The sequence below is a fragment of the Arthrobacter sp. SAFR-179 genome, assembly GCF_059414945.1.
Window position 1 is genome coordinate 66,046 of record NZ_JBPFDM010000006.1, and the last position, 14,634, is coordinate 80,679.

Annotated in this window: 11 protein-coding genes; 9 read left to right on the forward strand and 2 right to left on the reverse strand. The window is 65.7% G+C overall.

Annotated features, from left to right (window positions below):
* Positions 1 to 105 precede the first annotated feature (105 nt).
* From ACR65K_RS11645 to ACR65K_RS11675, 7 genes are all read left to right on the forward strand, one after another.
* Entirely contained in the window at positions 106 to 879 is a 774-nt protein-coding gene (locus tag ACR65K_RS11645; RefSeq protein WP_440152935.1) for a DeoR/GlpR family DNA-binding transcription regulator, read from the forward strand.
* Positions 876 to 2,090: an MFS transporter gene (locus tag ACR65K_RS11650; protein WP_440152936.1), complete on the forward strand. Its 1,215-nt coding sequence runs from the start codon at positions 876 to 878 to the stop codon at positions 2,088 to 2,090. The genes ACR65K_RS11645 and ACR65K_RS11650 overlap by 4 nt, the downstream gene beginning before the upstream one ends.
* 22 nt (positions 2,091 to 2,112) lie before the next feature.
* Positions 2,113 to 3,609: a bifunctional phosphatase PAP2/diacylglycerol kinase family protein gene (locus ACR65K_RS11655; RefSeq protein ID WP_440152938.1), complete on the forward strand. Its 1,497-nt coding sequence runs from the start codon at positions 2,113 to 2,115 to the stop codon at positions 3,607 to 3,609.
* A 147-nt stretch (positions 3,610 to 3,756) separates the two neighbouring features.
* Complete coding sequence (locus ACR65K_RS11660; RefSeq protein ID WP_440152940.1) at positions 3,757 to 4,680, forward strand: ABC transporter ATP-binding protein; 924 nt, start codon at positions 3,757 to 3,759, stop codon at positions 4,678 to 4,680.
* A complete protein-coding gene (locus ACR65K_RS11665) occupies positions 4,680 to 5,573 on the forward strand; it encodes an ABC transporter permease (protein WP_440152941.1) in 894 nt (297 codons plus the stop codon). Before ACR65K_RS11660 ends, ACR65K_RS11665 begins: the two co-directional genes overlap by 1 nt.
* A gap of 273 nt (positions 5,574 to 5,846) precedes the next feature.
* On the forward strand, positions 5,847 to 7,253 hold the full coding sequence (locus ACR65K_RS11670; RefSeq protein ID WP_440152942.1) for an amino acid permease: 1,407 nt from the start codon (positions 5,847 to 5,849) through the stop codon (positions 7,251 to 7,253).
* 22 nt (positions 7,254 to 7,275) lie between these two features.
* Positions 7,276 to 8,583 carry a M18 family aminopeptidase gene (locus ACR65K_RS11675; protein WP_440152943.1) on the forward strand — a complete coding sequence of 436 codons (1,308 nt, stop codon included), beginning with the start codon at positions 7,276 to 7,278 and terminating at the stop codon, positions 8,581 to 8,583.
* Here the strand turns inward: ACR65K_RS11675 and ACR65K_RS11680 are convergent.
* Both ACR65K_RS11680 and ACR65K_RS11685 read right to left on the reverse strand, forming a co-directional pair.
* Entirely contained in the window at positions 8,580 to 9,239 is a 660-nt protein-coding gene (locus ACR65K_RS11680) for a PglD-related sugar-binding protein (protein WP_440152944.1), read from the reverse strand. The genes ACR65K_RS11675 and ACR65K_RS11680 overlap by 4 nt on opposite strands.
* A gap of 191 nt (positions 9,240 to 9,430) precedes the next feature.
* Positions 9,431 to 12,172, reverse strand: a complete 2,742-nt coding sequence (locus ACR65K_RS11685) for a helix-turn-helix transcriptional regulator (RefSeq protein ID WP_440152945.1) — start codon at positions 12,170 to 12,172, stop codon at positions 9,431 to 9,433.
* Between the two features lie 618 nt (positions 12,173 to 12,790).
* Between ACR65K_RS11685 and ACR65K_RS11690 the strand changes: the two genes are divergently transcribed.
* On the forward strand, positions 12,791 to 13,606 hold the full coding sequence (locus ACR65K_RS11690) for a glycosyltransferase family 2 protein (RefSeq protein ID WP_056335928.1): 816 nt from the start codon (positions 12,791 to 12,793) through the stop codon (positions 13,604 to 13,606).
* A gap of 1 nt (position 13,607) precedes the next feature.
* Positions 13,608 to 14,606: a glycosyltransferase family 2 protein gene (locus tag ACR65K_RS11695; protein WP_056335925.1), complete on the forward strand. Its 999-nt coding sequence runs from the start codon at positions 13,608 to 13,610 to the stop codon at positions 14,604 to 14,606.
* The last annotated feature ends 28 nt before the right edge of the window (positions 14,607 to 14,634 follow it).

Below are 14,634 nucleotides of genomic sequence, written 5' to 3' on the forward strand. Positions count from 1 at the left end.
AGATATGGCTGTTATACCGATGGATCAGCAGCCGTAACTGATGGAGCAAGCAGGGTATCTCTCCTTCTTACTGAGCAAATGATCATTGACTGTTAGCATTTGCTCATGAAGACCGACGAACGGCACCGAACCATTGCCGAAATCCTCCGGCGGCAGCCCGAGGTGAGCGTCGAAGACCTGATGCAGGCCTGCGCCGCCTCCGGTGCAACCATCCGCCGGGACCTCGAAGTACTCGCTGGCCATGGCGTCCTCCGCAGGGTCCACGGCGGTGCCAGGAGCCTGATCGGCCATGGGCAGAACCCGGGCTACGGACAGCGCGAGCTGGAGGACCGGGACGCCAAGAAGCGCATCGCAGCTGCGGTGGCCGGCCTGCTGGTCCAGGGCGAACACGTCTGGCTTGACAGCGGCAGCACCGCGACGGAGGTGGCACGGGCCGCGCTTGGCCGGGAACTGACCCTGATGCCGATGTCCCTGCAGGCCCTCAACGCTGCCGCCGGCGGGGACAGTGCCGGGGGTGCCCGCCCAGCCCTGCTGCTTCCCGGCGGAAGCGTGGTGCCCGGCGAACTCTGTCTCCGCGGGCCCCTGGCCGAGTCCAATATCAGGTCACTGCGTTTTGACACCGCGGTGGTCACGCCCTGCGCCGTGGATTTCCACGACGGCCTGCTGGCCCACGACCTCGACGATGCGGCGGTCAAGAAGGCTGGCCTGGAATCTGCGGCACGCGTGGTGGTGGCCGCCTCAGCAGCAAAGTGGCAGGCCAATGCCCGGGTACTCGTCGCCGGCCTGGACCGGGTGGATGTGATCGTGACGGACCGGCAATTCAGCGCCAGGGACAAAGCCGAACTCGAAAAATACTCTGTGGAAGTAGTGAGCGTATGAGCACCAATACCGGCACCGAACAGCAGGCCGGCCTGAGGGCCGCCGCCGCAGCCACGTTCGTGGTCTTCGGCATCAACGGACTGGTCTTCGCCAGCTGGGCGGCCAGGATACCTGCCGTCACGCAAACGCTGCACATCACGTCCGGCCAAATGGGCACGCTGCTGCTGTGCACGGCCGTGGGCTCCCTGCTGGCGCTCCCCACCGCCGGGCTGGTGGTGGGCAGGATCGGTACCGCCAACACGGTCCGCTTTGCCGGCCTGCTGGCTGCGGCGGCCGGCGTGGGCATTGCCCTGTCACTCTCAGCCACGTCCATTCCCGGAACGGCGGTGTCGCTGTTCTTCTTCGGCATTGGCATCGGGCTCTGGGACGTGGCTCAAAACATCGAAGGGGCCGATGTGGAGCATAAGCTCCGCCGCACCATCATGCCCCAGTTCCACGCGGCCTTCAGCGGCGGCGCATTCGTTGGAGCCCTCGTGGGTGCAGGGCTTTCCACCCTGGGCATCGACCTTCCGCTGCATCTCCTGGTGATTGCCGCGGTGGTGGTGCTTGTGGCCCTGGTGGTTCCACGCTTCTTCCTTCCGCACATCTCGACGGCCACCGCCGAAGGGGAACTGAAGCCGGCCAAGGGACCCTCCGCCTGGCGGGACAGCAGGACGCTGCTGATCGGAGTGGTTGTCCTGGGCGCCACGCTCACTGAAGGCGCGGGCAACGACTGGATTGCCAAGGCCTCGGTGGACGGACTCGCGGCCTCCGAGTCAACCGGTGCGCTCATGTTCGCCCTCTTCGTCCTGGCCATGACGGCAATGCGGTTCCTCGGCGGCCGCGTCATCGACAGGTACGGACGGGTCGCCGTGTTGCGCGCCAGCATGGCCGCGGCAGCTGCCGGACTGGGACTCTTTGTGCTGGCCCCCAACATCTGGCTCGCCGGCATCGGCGCGGCCCTGTGGGGCGTTGGTGCCGCGTTGGCCTTCCCCATGGGCATGTCCGCTGCCTCCGATGACCCGCAGCACTCCGCCGCTCGGGTTTCAGTCGTATCCACGCTCGGGTATATATCCTTCCTCGCCGGACCGCCGCTGTTGGGTTACCTCGGTGACCTCACCGGCATCCACACCGCCCTGCTGGCCATCATGGCGCCCATCCTGGTGGCCCTGCTCCTGGCCGGAGCCGCCAGGCCCTTGCGGACGGAGGAGCAAGCCGCCGAGCGGGAGTAGCCGTTGGGGTTAGGGTGATCACATGCTAAGTGCACGGCCGCGGGGACGAAGCTGGATCAGCCGCCTCGATAGATACCTTCTCAAGCATGTATCCAACCTGCCGGGCGGCAACCATGACGTGTTCTTCCGCCGGCTCTCAGCCTCGGCGAACAAGGGCAAACTGTGGATGGGGGCGGCGGCCGTCCTGGCGCTCTTTCCAGGCAGGACGCGGAGGGCCGCACTGCATGGCCTCCTCGCCCAAGGGGTGGCATCCGCCGTCACCAACGTGGTGTTCAAAACGCTGCTCCCCCGGACCCGCCCGCTCCCCGAACATCTGCCGGTCTTCCGCTTCGTGCATCCGCAGCCCACAAGCTCCTCCATGCCGTCGGGGCATTCAGCGTCTGCCATAGCGTTTGCCGTCGGCGCCGGCCTTGTTCGCCCCGCCGTGGGTGCCGCCCTGGCTCCCGCCGCCCTGGGAGTTGCCTATTCAAGGGTGCACACCGGTGCCCACTGGCCCTCGGACGTCCTCTTCGGTTCAGCGCTGGGTGCCGGCGCCGCCCTGGTGACCCGGCATTGGTGGCCGGTCCGTCCGCCGATACCGCAGACCACGAGGGCCTGGACCAGTGCACCCGAACTGCCGGACGGCGAGGGCTTGAGCATTGTGGTCAACACTCTGGGTGGATCGTTCAAGGAAGAAACCGCCTCGGCGCTCAAAGAAGTATTTCCCATGGCGCATATAAACACTGTGCAGCCGGATGAGGACCTGCTGCAGCGGATTGCCGCCACCGCTGATTTCCCCGGCACCCGTGCCCTGGGCGTGTGGGGCGGGGACGGAACCGTCGGAGCGGCGGCCGCCGCCGCCGTCGAACGTTCCATCCCCCTGCTGGTTTTGCCGGGGGGTACCCTGAACCATTTTGCCCGCGACGCGGGGACAGGAAGCCTGAAGGATGCCGTGGAAGCGGCGGGAAAAGGTGAAGCGGCCCTGGCTGACATCGGTGTGGTCACTGCGGAACGTGGCCTGGCGGGAAGCCCCGAGGTATCCGAAATGGTCATGCTCAACACCTCAAGCATCGGCCTGTACCCGAACTTCGTGCGTCGGCGCGAGCACCTGCAGCCGGCGCTGGGGAAGCCGTTGGCCGGCGTCGTGGCGATGTTCAGGACCTTTGCTGCGGGCACCCCCATCACCCTGTCCGTGGACGGAGTGGTGCACAAGGTGTGGATCGCCTATCTGGGCCGGGGACGGTTTTACCCCCGGGACCATGCACCCCTTTTCCGGCCGGTGATGGATGACGGCGTGCTGGATGTGCGGATGATTACCGCCGATGAATCCTTTGCGCGGGTGCGACTGCTTTGGTCCGTGCTGACCGGGACGGTGGCAAGCTCCAGCATTACCCATCTACGGGAGGCCACGCAGGTCAGGATTGATGCCGGCGGTTCGCCCATGGCGCTGGCAGTGGATGGAGAAGCGCTGGCCGGAGTCCGCAGTGTGTCCTACCGGATCCGGCCACGGGCCCTGACGTACTACTCGCCGCGCCGCTGACCAGTAGTGGCGGCAGGCGGCCAACCCTGATTCGCCCCTGAATCATCCCTGATTCCCGGAAAAACCTGCCCCGGCGTCGGTAGCGTAGGGCATGAACACCCACCAACCACCGTCCGCAGCCGCGCGCTGCCGTGCAAAGGATTCTCCATGATCGAGGCAAACGGGCTGACCAAGGTCTACGGTGCCAAAACCGCCGTAACCGGTGTCAGCTTTACCGTCAGGGCAGGGCAAGTCACCGGCTTCCTGGGCCCGAACGGCGCAGGAAAGTCCACCACCATGCGGATGATCATGGGGCTGGACCGGCCGACGTCGGGATCTGTCACCGTGAACGGCCTTCCGTACGTCCGGCACAAGGCGCCCCTGCGCGAAGTGGGTGCACTGCTGGACGCCAAGGCCGTCCATACCAGCCGCAGTGCCTACAACCACCTGCTGGCCATGGCTGCCACCCACAGCATCCCCAAGTCCCGGGTGCATGAGGTCATTGAAATGACGGGGCTCGACGCGGTGGCACGGAAGAAGGCCGGCGGCTTCTCCCTGGGAATGGGCCAGCGGCTGGGCATTGCCGCGGCCCTGCTGGGGGACCCGCAGACCCTCATCCTCGACGAACCCGTCAACGGACTGGACCCGGAAGGCGTGGTCTGGGTGCGGAACCTGGTCCGCTACCTCGCGGGGCAGGGACGCACGGTGTTCCTTTCCAGCCACCTGATGAGTGAGATGGCGCAGACCGCGGACCACCTGATCGTCATTGGTCGCGGCCGCGTGATAGCCGACGCACCCATCCGCGACATCATCACCGGCAAGGGCCAGTCCCGGGTCCGCGTGCGCACGGATCAACCTGACCGGCTCCACCAGCTTCTCGCCGCACGGGGAGCCTCCATCGACGTCCCCGAACGGGAATTGCTCGAAGTGACGGGCCTGGAGCCCAGAACCATCGCCGCAGCTGCCCTGGAAAACCAGGTCATGGTCTACGAACTCACGCCGCTCGTCGCCAGCCTCGAGGAGGCCTACATGGAACTGACAAAGGACGACGTCGAATACCACTCCCTTCCCGCTGCGGAGGTCAGCAAGTAATGAGCGCAATGGCCACTGAATCCACGTCCTCGCCCGAACCTGCAGCATCCGCCGGAAGCCGCAACGTCCGCAACGGCGGCCGCTCCCTGCCTGGCCCCACGTTCCTCCGGGTGCTGAACTCGGAAGTCATCAAGTTCCGCACCCTGCTTTCCACGCTGATCCTGCTCGCTTCCACCGTGGTGGTCATGGTCGGGTTCGGTGCCCTGTCCGCGTGGGGGACCGGCCAGTTCGCGGATGCCGCCACGCGGGATCCGCAGGCTGCAGCCCGGATGGCATCGCAGGGCGGCGACCTTGCCGTCGGTGTGCCCACCTCCGGCATCGCCTTCGCCCAGCTGATCCTGGGGTCCCTCGGCGTGCTCCTCATGAGTTCGGAATTCACCACGGGGATGGCGCGGTCCACCTTTGCCGCCGTGCCCAGGAGGCTGCCTGCGTTCGCGGCAAAGCTCGTGGTGGTCATGGTGACATCGTTCGTGGTTACCGCTGTGTCCACCTGGATGGCCGCACTGGTGGCCGTGCCCATTCTGGACAACTACGGCCTCACGCTGGATCCCGGCAGCTCACAGTCGGTGAAGCTCCTGTTGGTCAACAGCATCTACGTGGCGGCCGTCGCCGCCATCGGCATGGCCCTCGGCACGCTGATCAGGAACTCCGCCGGCGGCATCATGAGCCTGGTGGGTATCTTCTTCGTGGCGCCCATCGCTTTCCAGCTCATCCCCGGGGACTTCTTCAAGGAGGCCCGGAAGTACCTGCCGGGCAACACGGTTGAGCCGCTGACGGCCGCCCAGCACGTTCCCGACACACTGGAAGCCTGGCAGGCGGCCCTGGTCCTCGGCGGCTGGGTGGTCATCCCCGTCGTGCTCGCCGCAGTCCTGCTGAAACGGCGGGACGTCTAGGGGAAAACCCCGGCACCCTCCCAGCAGGGAACGAACGGCGCGTGGTTTCCGGCACATTACAAAAGTGCCTGTGAGGAAACTTTATTTGCCCCTGACGGTTCCTGCTTGGAGTCACGTCCTGTTGGGCGCAACCAGGTCTGTTGGAGTGCACAAAGCACGGCGCATAATGGCGGACCTAGGGTGAAACGACGATGTGGTGCACCACACGGTCCCCGGTGGCCCGCCACGGCACCCGCTCAACCTCTGCTATTCCCCCAACAGGACGGCGCTTCCATGCATGCTGACCAGCAACTCTCAAAGTCCCTGAAACCCAGGCACCTGTCCATGATCGCCATCGCCGGCGTCATTGGTGCAGGCCTCTTCGTCGGCTCGGGCGCCGCGATCCAGCAGGCGGGCCCCGGCATCCTCGTCGCCTATGCCGCCGCGGGCCTGGTGGTCATCCTCGTCATGCGCATGCTGGGGGAGATGGCCGCGGCAAACCCGGAGACCGGCTCCTTCTCCACGTACGCGGACAAGGCACTGGGCCGCTGGGCGGGGTTCAGCATCGGCTGGCTCTATGCCTGGTTCTGGATCATCGTCCTGGGCATCGAGGCCACCGCAGGTGCGGCCATCATGCACCGGTGGGTGCCGGGCATTGACCAGTGGGTCTGGGCCCTGGTCCTCATGGTGCTGCTGACGCTCACCAACCTCGGTTCGGTGAAGTCCTACGGCGAGTTCGAGTTCTGGTTCGCCTCCATCAAGGTGGCAGCGATCATCCTCTTCCTGATCTTCGGCGCCGCCGCAATCCTGGGACTCATCCCCGGTGTCCCGGCCCCCGGCCTGAGCAACCTGATCAACAACGGCGGCTTCATGCCCAATGGTCCGGGCGCTGTCCTGGCCGGAATCCTCGTGGTGGTCTTCTCCTTCTTTGGTGCCGAAATCGCCACCATTGCCGCCGGCGAATCCGAAAACCCGGTGGACGCCGTCAAGAAGGCCGTGAAGTCCACGGTGTGGCGCATCCTGGTCTTCTACATCGGCTCCATCGCCGTGGTGGTCACCCTGCTTCCATGGAACTCGGCCTCCGTGGCCAAGAGCCCCTACGTAGCGGTCATCGAACTGTTCGGCATCCCCGGCGCCGGAACCATCATGGACGTCGTGGTGCTGACCTCCGTGCTCTCCTGCCTGAACTCCGGCCTCTACACCGCCAGCCGCATGCTGTTCTCCCTGTCCACCCGTGGTGACGCACCGCGTGCCTGGACCCGCATCTCCCGCCGGGGCGTCCCCGCTGCCGCCGTCCTCGCCTCCACGGTGGTTGGCTTCGTCACGGTGGGCCTGAACTACATTGCCCCGGACACGGTGTTCCTCTTCCTGGTCAACACCTCCGGTGCCATCGCACTGTTCGTGTGGCTGGTCATCTCCGCCTCGCAGCTGGTCCTGCGGCGCCGGATGGGAGCGGCAGCGAAGGACCTGCAGCTGAAGATGTGGCTTTTCCCGTACCTCACCTGGGCAGCGATCATCAGCATCGTGGCCCTGCTGATCGGCATGGTGATCGTCGAATCCACCAGGGAGTCCCTGCTGCTCTCGCTTGCCCTGGCCGCCGTCGTGGTGGTGGTGGGCGTCCTGCGCTACCGCGGGAAGGGCCCGGCCACCGCCGGACAGCCGGCCGTGGCAGCCGAGGCTGCATCGGCACCTGCCGAGTAAGCGCTTCGCTAGACTCGGGACCATGCCTTTGCCTTCCTCTGCCGCAGACCACATCCAGGACCTTGGCGCCTATGTCAGCGCCTCGCCGTCGAGCTTCCACGCTGCGCATGAGGGGGGCAGGCGGCTGGAGGAAGCCGGGTTCACCCGCCTGGATGAGCTACAGCCGTGGGAGGGCGGGCCCGGTTCGTTCTTCATCATCCGTGACGGCGCCCTGATCGCGTGGGTGGTCCCCGAAGGTGCGGGACCATCCACGGGATTCAACATCCTGGGCGCGCACACCGATTCGCCGTCGTTCAAGCTCAAGCCCAAGCCCACCACCGGTGCCCACGGCTGGCTCCAGGCCGGGGTGGAGATCTACGGCGGCCCCCTGCTGAACTCCTGGCTGGACCGCGAGCTGCGGCTCGCGGGCCGGCTGGTGCTGCTTGACGGCACCGAGCACCTTACGGCCACCGGGCCGCTGCTTCGCTTCCCGCAGCTGGCCATCCACCTGGACCGGGCCGTCAACGAGGGGCTGACCCTGGACAAGCAGCGCCACATGAACCCGGTGTGGGGGCTGGGGAATCCAACGGACTCCGACCTGCTGGGTGTGCTGGCGGCGTCCGTTGCCGGCGCATCCGTTGATCCGGGGCAGATTGGCGGGTACGACGTCGTTATTGCAGACACGCAGGCGCCTGCGGTTTTCGGGGGCAAGGGGGAGTTCTTCGCATCAGGGCGGCTGGACAACCTTTCAGCCACCCACGCCGGCCTGGCGGCGCTGGCCGCCCATGCGGGGACCGCAGCTGAAGCCGGCCCGATTGCTGTCCTTGCCGCTTTCGACCACGAAGAGATCGGCTCCAACTCCCGCTCAGGGGCCTGCGGGCCCATCCTCGAGGACGTGCTGGTACGGATCTCTGACGGCCTGGGCGCAACGGTGAGCCAGCGGCGGCAGGCCCTGTCGGCGTCGTTCTGCCTCTCTGCCGATGCCGGGCATGCGGTCCACCCCAACTATCCGGAGCGGCACGACCCCGCCAACCACCCCGTGCTGAACGGCGGCCCGCTGCTGAAGATCAACGCCAACCAGCGTTACGCGACCGACGCCTTTGGAGCCGCCTTCTGGGCGCGGCTCTGCCGCGAAGCCGGCGTTCCGTACCAGGAATTCGTGTCCAACAACGTGGTGCCATGCGGCTCCACCATCGGGCCGCTCACCGCAACCCGGCTGGGGATCCGCACGGTGGACGTCGGTGTGCCGCTGCTGTCCATGCACTCAGCGCGGGAGCTGTGCGGGGTCGAAGATCCGCACCGCCTCGCCGCCGTGACGGAACTGTTCTTCCGGACTGCCGCGCAGCGCTAACGGATCCTGCCGTAGCTGAACGTTCCGTGGTCAATTTCGTGGGCCGGCACGCCCACCCAGGTTTCGCCGTCGGGAACATTGCTGAGCACCCCCGCGCACACGCCGATCGTTGCGTAGTCTCCCACCGACTTTCGTTCCCGGACGCTCGAATTCAAGCCGAGATAGGCGCCTTTGCCTATCCTGACGCCACCCCCCAGCGAAACGCCGGCGGCAAACGTCGCAAAGTCGGATACATCCACGTCGTAGGAAAACGTGACCGATGGCATGGCCACCACATGGGAACCCAGGGTGACGGCGGCCGTCAGGGTCACGTTGCGCAGGAGGATGCTGCCGCGCCCCACCCGGCAGCCTTCCGGGTACTGGGCTGAAGGATCCACGGCAGTGCCGTACCTCGGCTCGCCGATCCCGAGGGAGGCCAGGTGCAACACCACCGCCTCGCGTTCCTTGCTCGCGGCGATGCACACCAGGAAGAAGGCGTGCGTGTAGTTCACCGCATCATCAATGCTGCCGAGGACGGGAGCGCCGTCCACCGTGACACCGGCCATCTCCCTGTCATCGTCGAGCAGCCCAACGACGTCATACTGGCCGCTGCTGCGGACCATGGCCAGCACTTCACGCGCCAGGCCGCTGGCACTTACCAGGATCAGTTCGCTCACGTGAACACTCAGGCAGCAGTCTGCCGGGGGGTCGTTACTGGGGTCCGCTCCATGCTGTACCTTTCCGGCCGTGCCTGACGTCCTCCCAACGTGGCACAAGGATATTCTCCGGCCCGTATCCTCCGGTTGGACCTGGAAAGCGTTGTGGGTTCCGCCCGAGAACCATGTGGAAACTGCGGGTAGCTGCGCACTTACAGGACGGGCAGGACGTACGGCTGCGCAGCCGTGGTTCCCTTGCCGGCAGCAAGGGCGGTCAGCTGTGCCCGGGACTCGACGCCGAGCTTCCGGTAGATGGCCGTGAGGCGTACTTCGACCGTACGGACGGAAACATACAGCGTGGCCGCTATTTCCTTGTTGCGCATGCCCCGGGCCACCATCATGGCCAGCGACCGCTCATGGTCTGCGAGCAGCAGCATCGACGGATTACCCTGCGGGCGGGCGGGCTCCCACCGTTCGTCCAGCAGAAGGGCGTCCACGTGCTGCGTCCAGGCATCTGCCCCGGCCTCATCAAACATCACCTTGGCCCGAAGCAAGGCCTCCCGAGCGTGGCGCAGCCGGCCGAAGGCATGCAGCCGTTCCGCGTAACACATCAGGGTCCTGCCCCGTTCAAGCCTGTTCCCGTTCCTGTCCTCCAGCGCCTGGCCGAAGAGCTGCAGGGACTGCTCGCCATCGGCAAGCATGGCGCGGCTCCGGGCAACCACCATCAGCAGCCACGGTGAGCGCAGCCCCACGGAGCGGCTTTCGAGCCGCTGCAGTGCCTGCGTGGCCTCGCGGTGCCGGCCCAGGCGGACCAGAACCTCCACCAGGTCCGCCTCGCAGCGCAGCAGGGTTGGATTGCCCAGCCCCGTTCCAATCTCGGCTGCCCTGGACAGTTGGGCAACAGACTCCGCCAGATCACCCCGCAGGAGGGCAAAGTGGCCCTGGCAGCCCGCCAGCTGTGCCGTCAGGGCAGGATGGCCGCCGGCCTGCACATAACGGTGCGCTTCACTGGCCTCGGTGCGCGCGAGTTCGTCGTCACCCAGGGAATAGGCACGCCAAACCCGGAACAGGTGCCGCGTCCCGCGGTGGTAATTCATCCCGGGTTCGGACAGCTCAAGTTCGTCGATCAGCCTGACGGCCGCTCCCACATTGCCGGCCCGGATCTCATTATCAATGGCCATGAGGGCTCCAGTGTGCCGCCAGTTGGCGTGCTCCGGTGCGGTGGAGCCGTTGAGCATCGCGAAGGCTTCACGTGCGCTTTCGTGCTGCTCGGCATAGGTGAGTGCCCGGCCGCGCAGCAGGAGGCCCGCCGGCCGGGCGCTGCCCTGCCGGGCGTGGCCGCCTGCCTGCTCGTGCCGGACTGCCTGCTCGTGCCCGCCTGCCTGCTCGTGCCTGCGCGCGGGGTTGGGCCTCGTGCCGCTGAGGGATTCGAGCAGGAGTTTGGCGTGCTCGGCCATGGCCAGGTGTTGCACGGATGCGGAGCCGCGGAATGCGCCGCCCTGCCGCAGCAGCTCAGCGGCCTCTTTCAGCTCCCAACGCTCCGCGTAATACAGGGCGCCGACGGCCAGCAAACCCGCTGAATATTCCGGATGGTGCTGGCCGAACTCCTGCACGAGCCGCTGCACCATGCTGCACCGCACGGCGGCGCCCTGGACGAACTGGATTTCGAAGGACAGCCCGGTCAGCCGCAGGATCAGGGCGGGGTTGCGCGTTACGCCCTGCGCCCATTCCACGTAGCGGCGCGCGTACACCAATTCGCCGCGGGTGAAGAGCAGTTCGGCCAAGCCGGTCAGGCGTTCAGCCGTTTCCGCTTCCGACGGGTTGAGGGTGATGGCCCGCTCGATGAACTCCACGGCGAAAGGCACTTCTCCTCCCCGGACCAGGTCCACTGCGTGGCGGAGCAGCTGGAACGGAGTCTGAACGTCCAAGGCGGTAAAGCTCACGTGCCAGCTGTGGCCTTGGCGATCCGTGTCCCGTGCCGCTTCCGCCATGGCAAGGTGGTTGGCGGTGCGGACATCCGGCGGCATGGCCGCGTAGACATGGCCCCGCAGCAGTTGGTCCGCGATCCAGAGGTGTTGTCCCGATCTCTTCACCAGGCCGGCCGTCAGCAGTTCATCCGTCGCAGTCCACACCTCCGGGAGGATTTTCACGATCGTGGAGACGTCGCTGTGAAAGGAGAGGGCGAGCAGGTCCAGCAGAGTACGCGCGCCGGAGCGCAATGCCCCCACTGCTGATGCGTATTCTGCGTCAAAGCTGCTTTGGGTGGACAGCGGGACAGGGAGGGCATGCCTGCCATCGTCGTACCTCGCCAGCAGACGGTTATGGAGTTCGACGGCGGCAAGCGGGTTGCCGCCGGTGGCTGCGGCAACTGCGTGGGCCGCCGCCGTCGTGGTCCTTCCAGTCGGGAGGCCTTCCAGCATGCGCACCGTGTCGCTGTGGCTCAATGACCGCAGGTGCAGCGCGGGAAGGCCGCTGAGCGGGCTGCCGGGACGTTCTTCCCGCATGCCGGCGATCAACACCACCTCCGTGCCGGCCAGCCGCCGTGCCAGGAACCCAATGACTGACTGGGTGGCCGGATCCAGTGCGTCGGCGTCGTCGATCACGATGATGGTCCGCGATGATGGGCGCTGGTGCAGGCTGCTGAGCAGCATGGCGGACACGGCAGGCACCGTCATTGCCTCCGCGCTGGACCGCATCAGATCATCAGCGGCCCGGTTAAGGACCGGATCGTCCATTTCATTCAGGAGGGCGGTCAGTCCGGACAGCGGCCAGCCCGACTCGGCGGCGCTGGGGGACAGGAAGACGGTCCGGTAATCGGAGAGGGAACGTATTCCGGATAACAGGGCTGATTTGCCCATGCCCCGGCCGCCGATGACTGCCAAGGCCGTTTCCTTGGGCCCCCGGATCGCGGAAAGAATCCGGTCAATTTCTTTGTTTCGACCCACAAGCGGCATGGCGTCCCCAATCGTCGAAGAAGGAGACCGCTTTCTTGTACTGCCGGATTAAATGCCGGCCCCGCCACCCCAATGCGCGGGCCGATACATGCGAATATAAACCCTATGCCACGCTAATTGCCGCTGGATTGCATCAAGATTGCGGTCATAATCGCTCAAGGCTCCGCCTCCGCTGGTGGAGCCTTGCCGCCGGCCGCCGCTGACGCCCGGGGACCCGCGGACAGCGGTGCCGGTGGCCGCATTCGCACCACTTGTCCAGGGTGAATCACGAAGATTTGGATGCCCCGCCCCCTACTTAAAAGCCTGCGGAACGCAATATCCCCTATACCTAATATCCGCATCAGTCCTATAACCCTGTACTTGCCTTATTGCAGGGAACCTGGCTGCAGAAACTGAGTACTCGCTACTGGTGACACTCGAAAGAGGCCCAAATAGGCTTTCGTCACGGCCAGAGTCAAAGGCTAACGAGAGCTGGGGCCCGAGACCAGACCCATGACCGGATAAAGCGTCAAAGTCGCGCTCGGCTTCCAAGCGGGCGGGTTCATTGTAACTATCCGCACACGTCATGAAGTGGTGAGGTATTTGTCCATTTCCATCCAGCTCCCAATAACTCTAGCGATGCAGGGCGCGGAGCCCGGTAAGGCCTCCGTCAGCGTCGTCATTCCAACACTGAACGAAGCCAGGAACATTCCATGGGTCCTTCGCAGGATGCCGTCCTACGTTGATGAAGTAATCATCGTGGACGGCCGGTCCACCGATAACACCGTGGGGGTAGCCCAGGCCATCCGCGACAATCTTGTCATTGTCAATGAGCCACGCAAGGGGAAGGGCGTGGCCCTTCGATCAGGGTTCGCCGCCGCCTCGGGTGACATCATTGTCATGCTCGACGCGGACGGCAGCATGGACCCGCAGGAGATCGGATGGTTCGTTTCCCCGCTCCAGCATGACTATGACTTCGTCAAAGGCTCGCGCCATGTCACCGGTGGGGGATCGGAAGACCTCACCCGGTTGCGGAAAGCCGGCAACCAGGCGCTGACCCAGCTGGCCAATGCGGTGCTGCACAGCAATTACTCCGATCTTTGCTACGGATATATTGCGTTTCGACGTGAATGCCTCGAGATCCTGCAGCTGGAATCAGACGGATTTGAAATCGAGACTGAGCTGATCGTCCGGGCGGCCCGGGCAGGGCTTCGGATCGCGGAGGTTCCCAGCATCGAACTTGACCGGATCTCCGGAGCGTCCAACCTGCAGACGTTCCGCGACGGCTGGCGGGTGCTGCGGAAGCTGGCCCACGAATGCGTCATGTGGGAGGCACCCACGGCCGGCGCCCGGCCCGAAGCTCTCCGTCGGGTCAAGTACGCCTATGCCAACGTCAGCGTTCCGCGGACCCCAACCGACCCGCAGAGCATTCTTGCATTGGTTCAGGGGGCCTGACATGTTGGATCGTATTGTCCGTCCGAGCGTGTCGATCGTGATTTGCGCCTACACCGAGCGCCGTTGGGACCTTTTGCTGGATGTTATCGAGTCTGTCCGCGCCCAGACGGTGGCCCCCCAGGAGATCCTGGTGGTCGTCGACCACAATGAGGACCTGTACGAGCGGCTCCTGGCGATTGTGGATGACGTGACAGTGGTGCAGAGCGAAGGCCCTCCCGGCCTCTCCGGCGCCCGTAACACAGGTGTTGGACTGGCCGAGGGCGACATCGTGGCCTTCCTCGACGACGATGCCGTGGCAACGCCCAACTGGCTGGAGCGCCTGCTGGTCCTTTACGACGATCCCGATGTGCTGGCCGTTGGCGGCCGCGTCGAGCCCGTATGGGACCGGGGCCGCCCGGGCTACTTCGGTGAGGAACTGGACTGGATCGTAGGATGCAGCCACCGGGGAATGCCCACTGTTGCCTCCGAAGTCCGGAACCTCATCGGGGCCAACATGTCCTTCCGGCTGGACGTCCTCCGGCAAGTTGGCGGCTTCAACATTGCGCTTGGCCGGCAGGGCAACTTGCCGCTTGGCTGCGAGGAGACAGAGATCTGCATCCGCTCCACAATGGGCACTCCCGGCTCCAGGATCGTTTACGAGCCCGCGGCCTTGGTGCGGCATCACGTGCCGGAGGAGCGGGGGACTGTGCGCTACATGCTCTCGAGGTCCTGGTCGGAGGGTCTCTCCAAGGCGCAGGTCAGCCACGTTGTGGGGCACAAGCGGGCCCTGGGTCCCGAGCGGCGCTATGTCCGCAGCACCCTCCCAAGGGCGGTGTTCTCGGGAATCCGTGATTGGAGCCGGGGCGACAACCCCATGGGACTGGGGCGTGCGGGTTCGGTCCTGGCGGTGTTGGCCTTCACCTCGGCCGGCTACCTGCGTGGCCGCCGGCTGGCCCACTCCTCCTCCACCCAGCTGACCAGCGCCACTCCTCAGGGTGCGGTGTGGAGGGAAGTCCAATGAGCGTGGATTTCTAGGCAAGGTTTACGTC

Excerpts from the sequence above, each read along its gene's own strand:
- ACR65K_RS11660 (WP_440152940.1), top strand. The coding sequence starts at position 3,757 with ATGATCGAGGCAAACGGGCTGACCAAGGTCTACGGTGCCAAAACCGCC.
- ACR65K_RS11675 (WP_440152943.1), top strand. The coding sequence starts at position 7,276 with ATGCCTTTGCCTTCCTCTGCCGCAGACCACATCCAGGACCTTGGCGCC.
- ACR65K_RS11650 (WP_440152936.1), top strand. The coding sequence starts at position 876 with ATGAGCACCAATACCGGCACCGAACAGCAGGCCGGCCTGAGGGCCGCC.
- ACR65K_RS11665 (WP_440152941.1), top strand. The coding sequence starts at position 4,680 with ATGAGCGCAATGGCCACTGAATCCACGTCCTCGCCCGAACCTGCAGCA.
- ACR65K_RS11655 (WP_440152938.1), top strand. The coding sequence starts at position 2,113 with ATGCTAAGTGCACGGCCGCGGGGACGAAGCTGGATCAGCCGCCTCGAT.
- ACR65K_RS11690 (WP_056335928.1), top strand. The coding sequence starts at position 12,791 with ATGCAGGGCGCGGAGCCCGGTAAGGCCTCCGTCAGCGTCGTCATTCCA.
- ACR65K_RS11685 (WP_440152945.1), bottom strand. The coding sequence starts at position 12,172 with ATGCCGCTTGTGGGTCGAAACAAAGAAATTGACCGGATTCTTTCCGCG.
- ACR65K_RS11670 (WP_440152942.1), top strand. The coding sequence starts at position 5,847 with ATGCATGCTGACCAGCAACTCTCAAAGTCCCTGAAACCCAGGCACCTG.
- ACR65K_RS11695 (WP_056335925.1), top strand. The coding sequence starts at position 13,608 with ATGTTGGATCGTATTGTCCGTCCGAGCGTGTCGATCGTGATTTGCGCC.
- ACR65K_RS11645 (WP_440152935.1), top strand. The coding sequence starts at position 106 with ATGAAGACCGACGAACGGCACCGAACCATTGCCGAAATCCTCCGGCGG.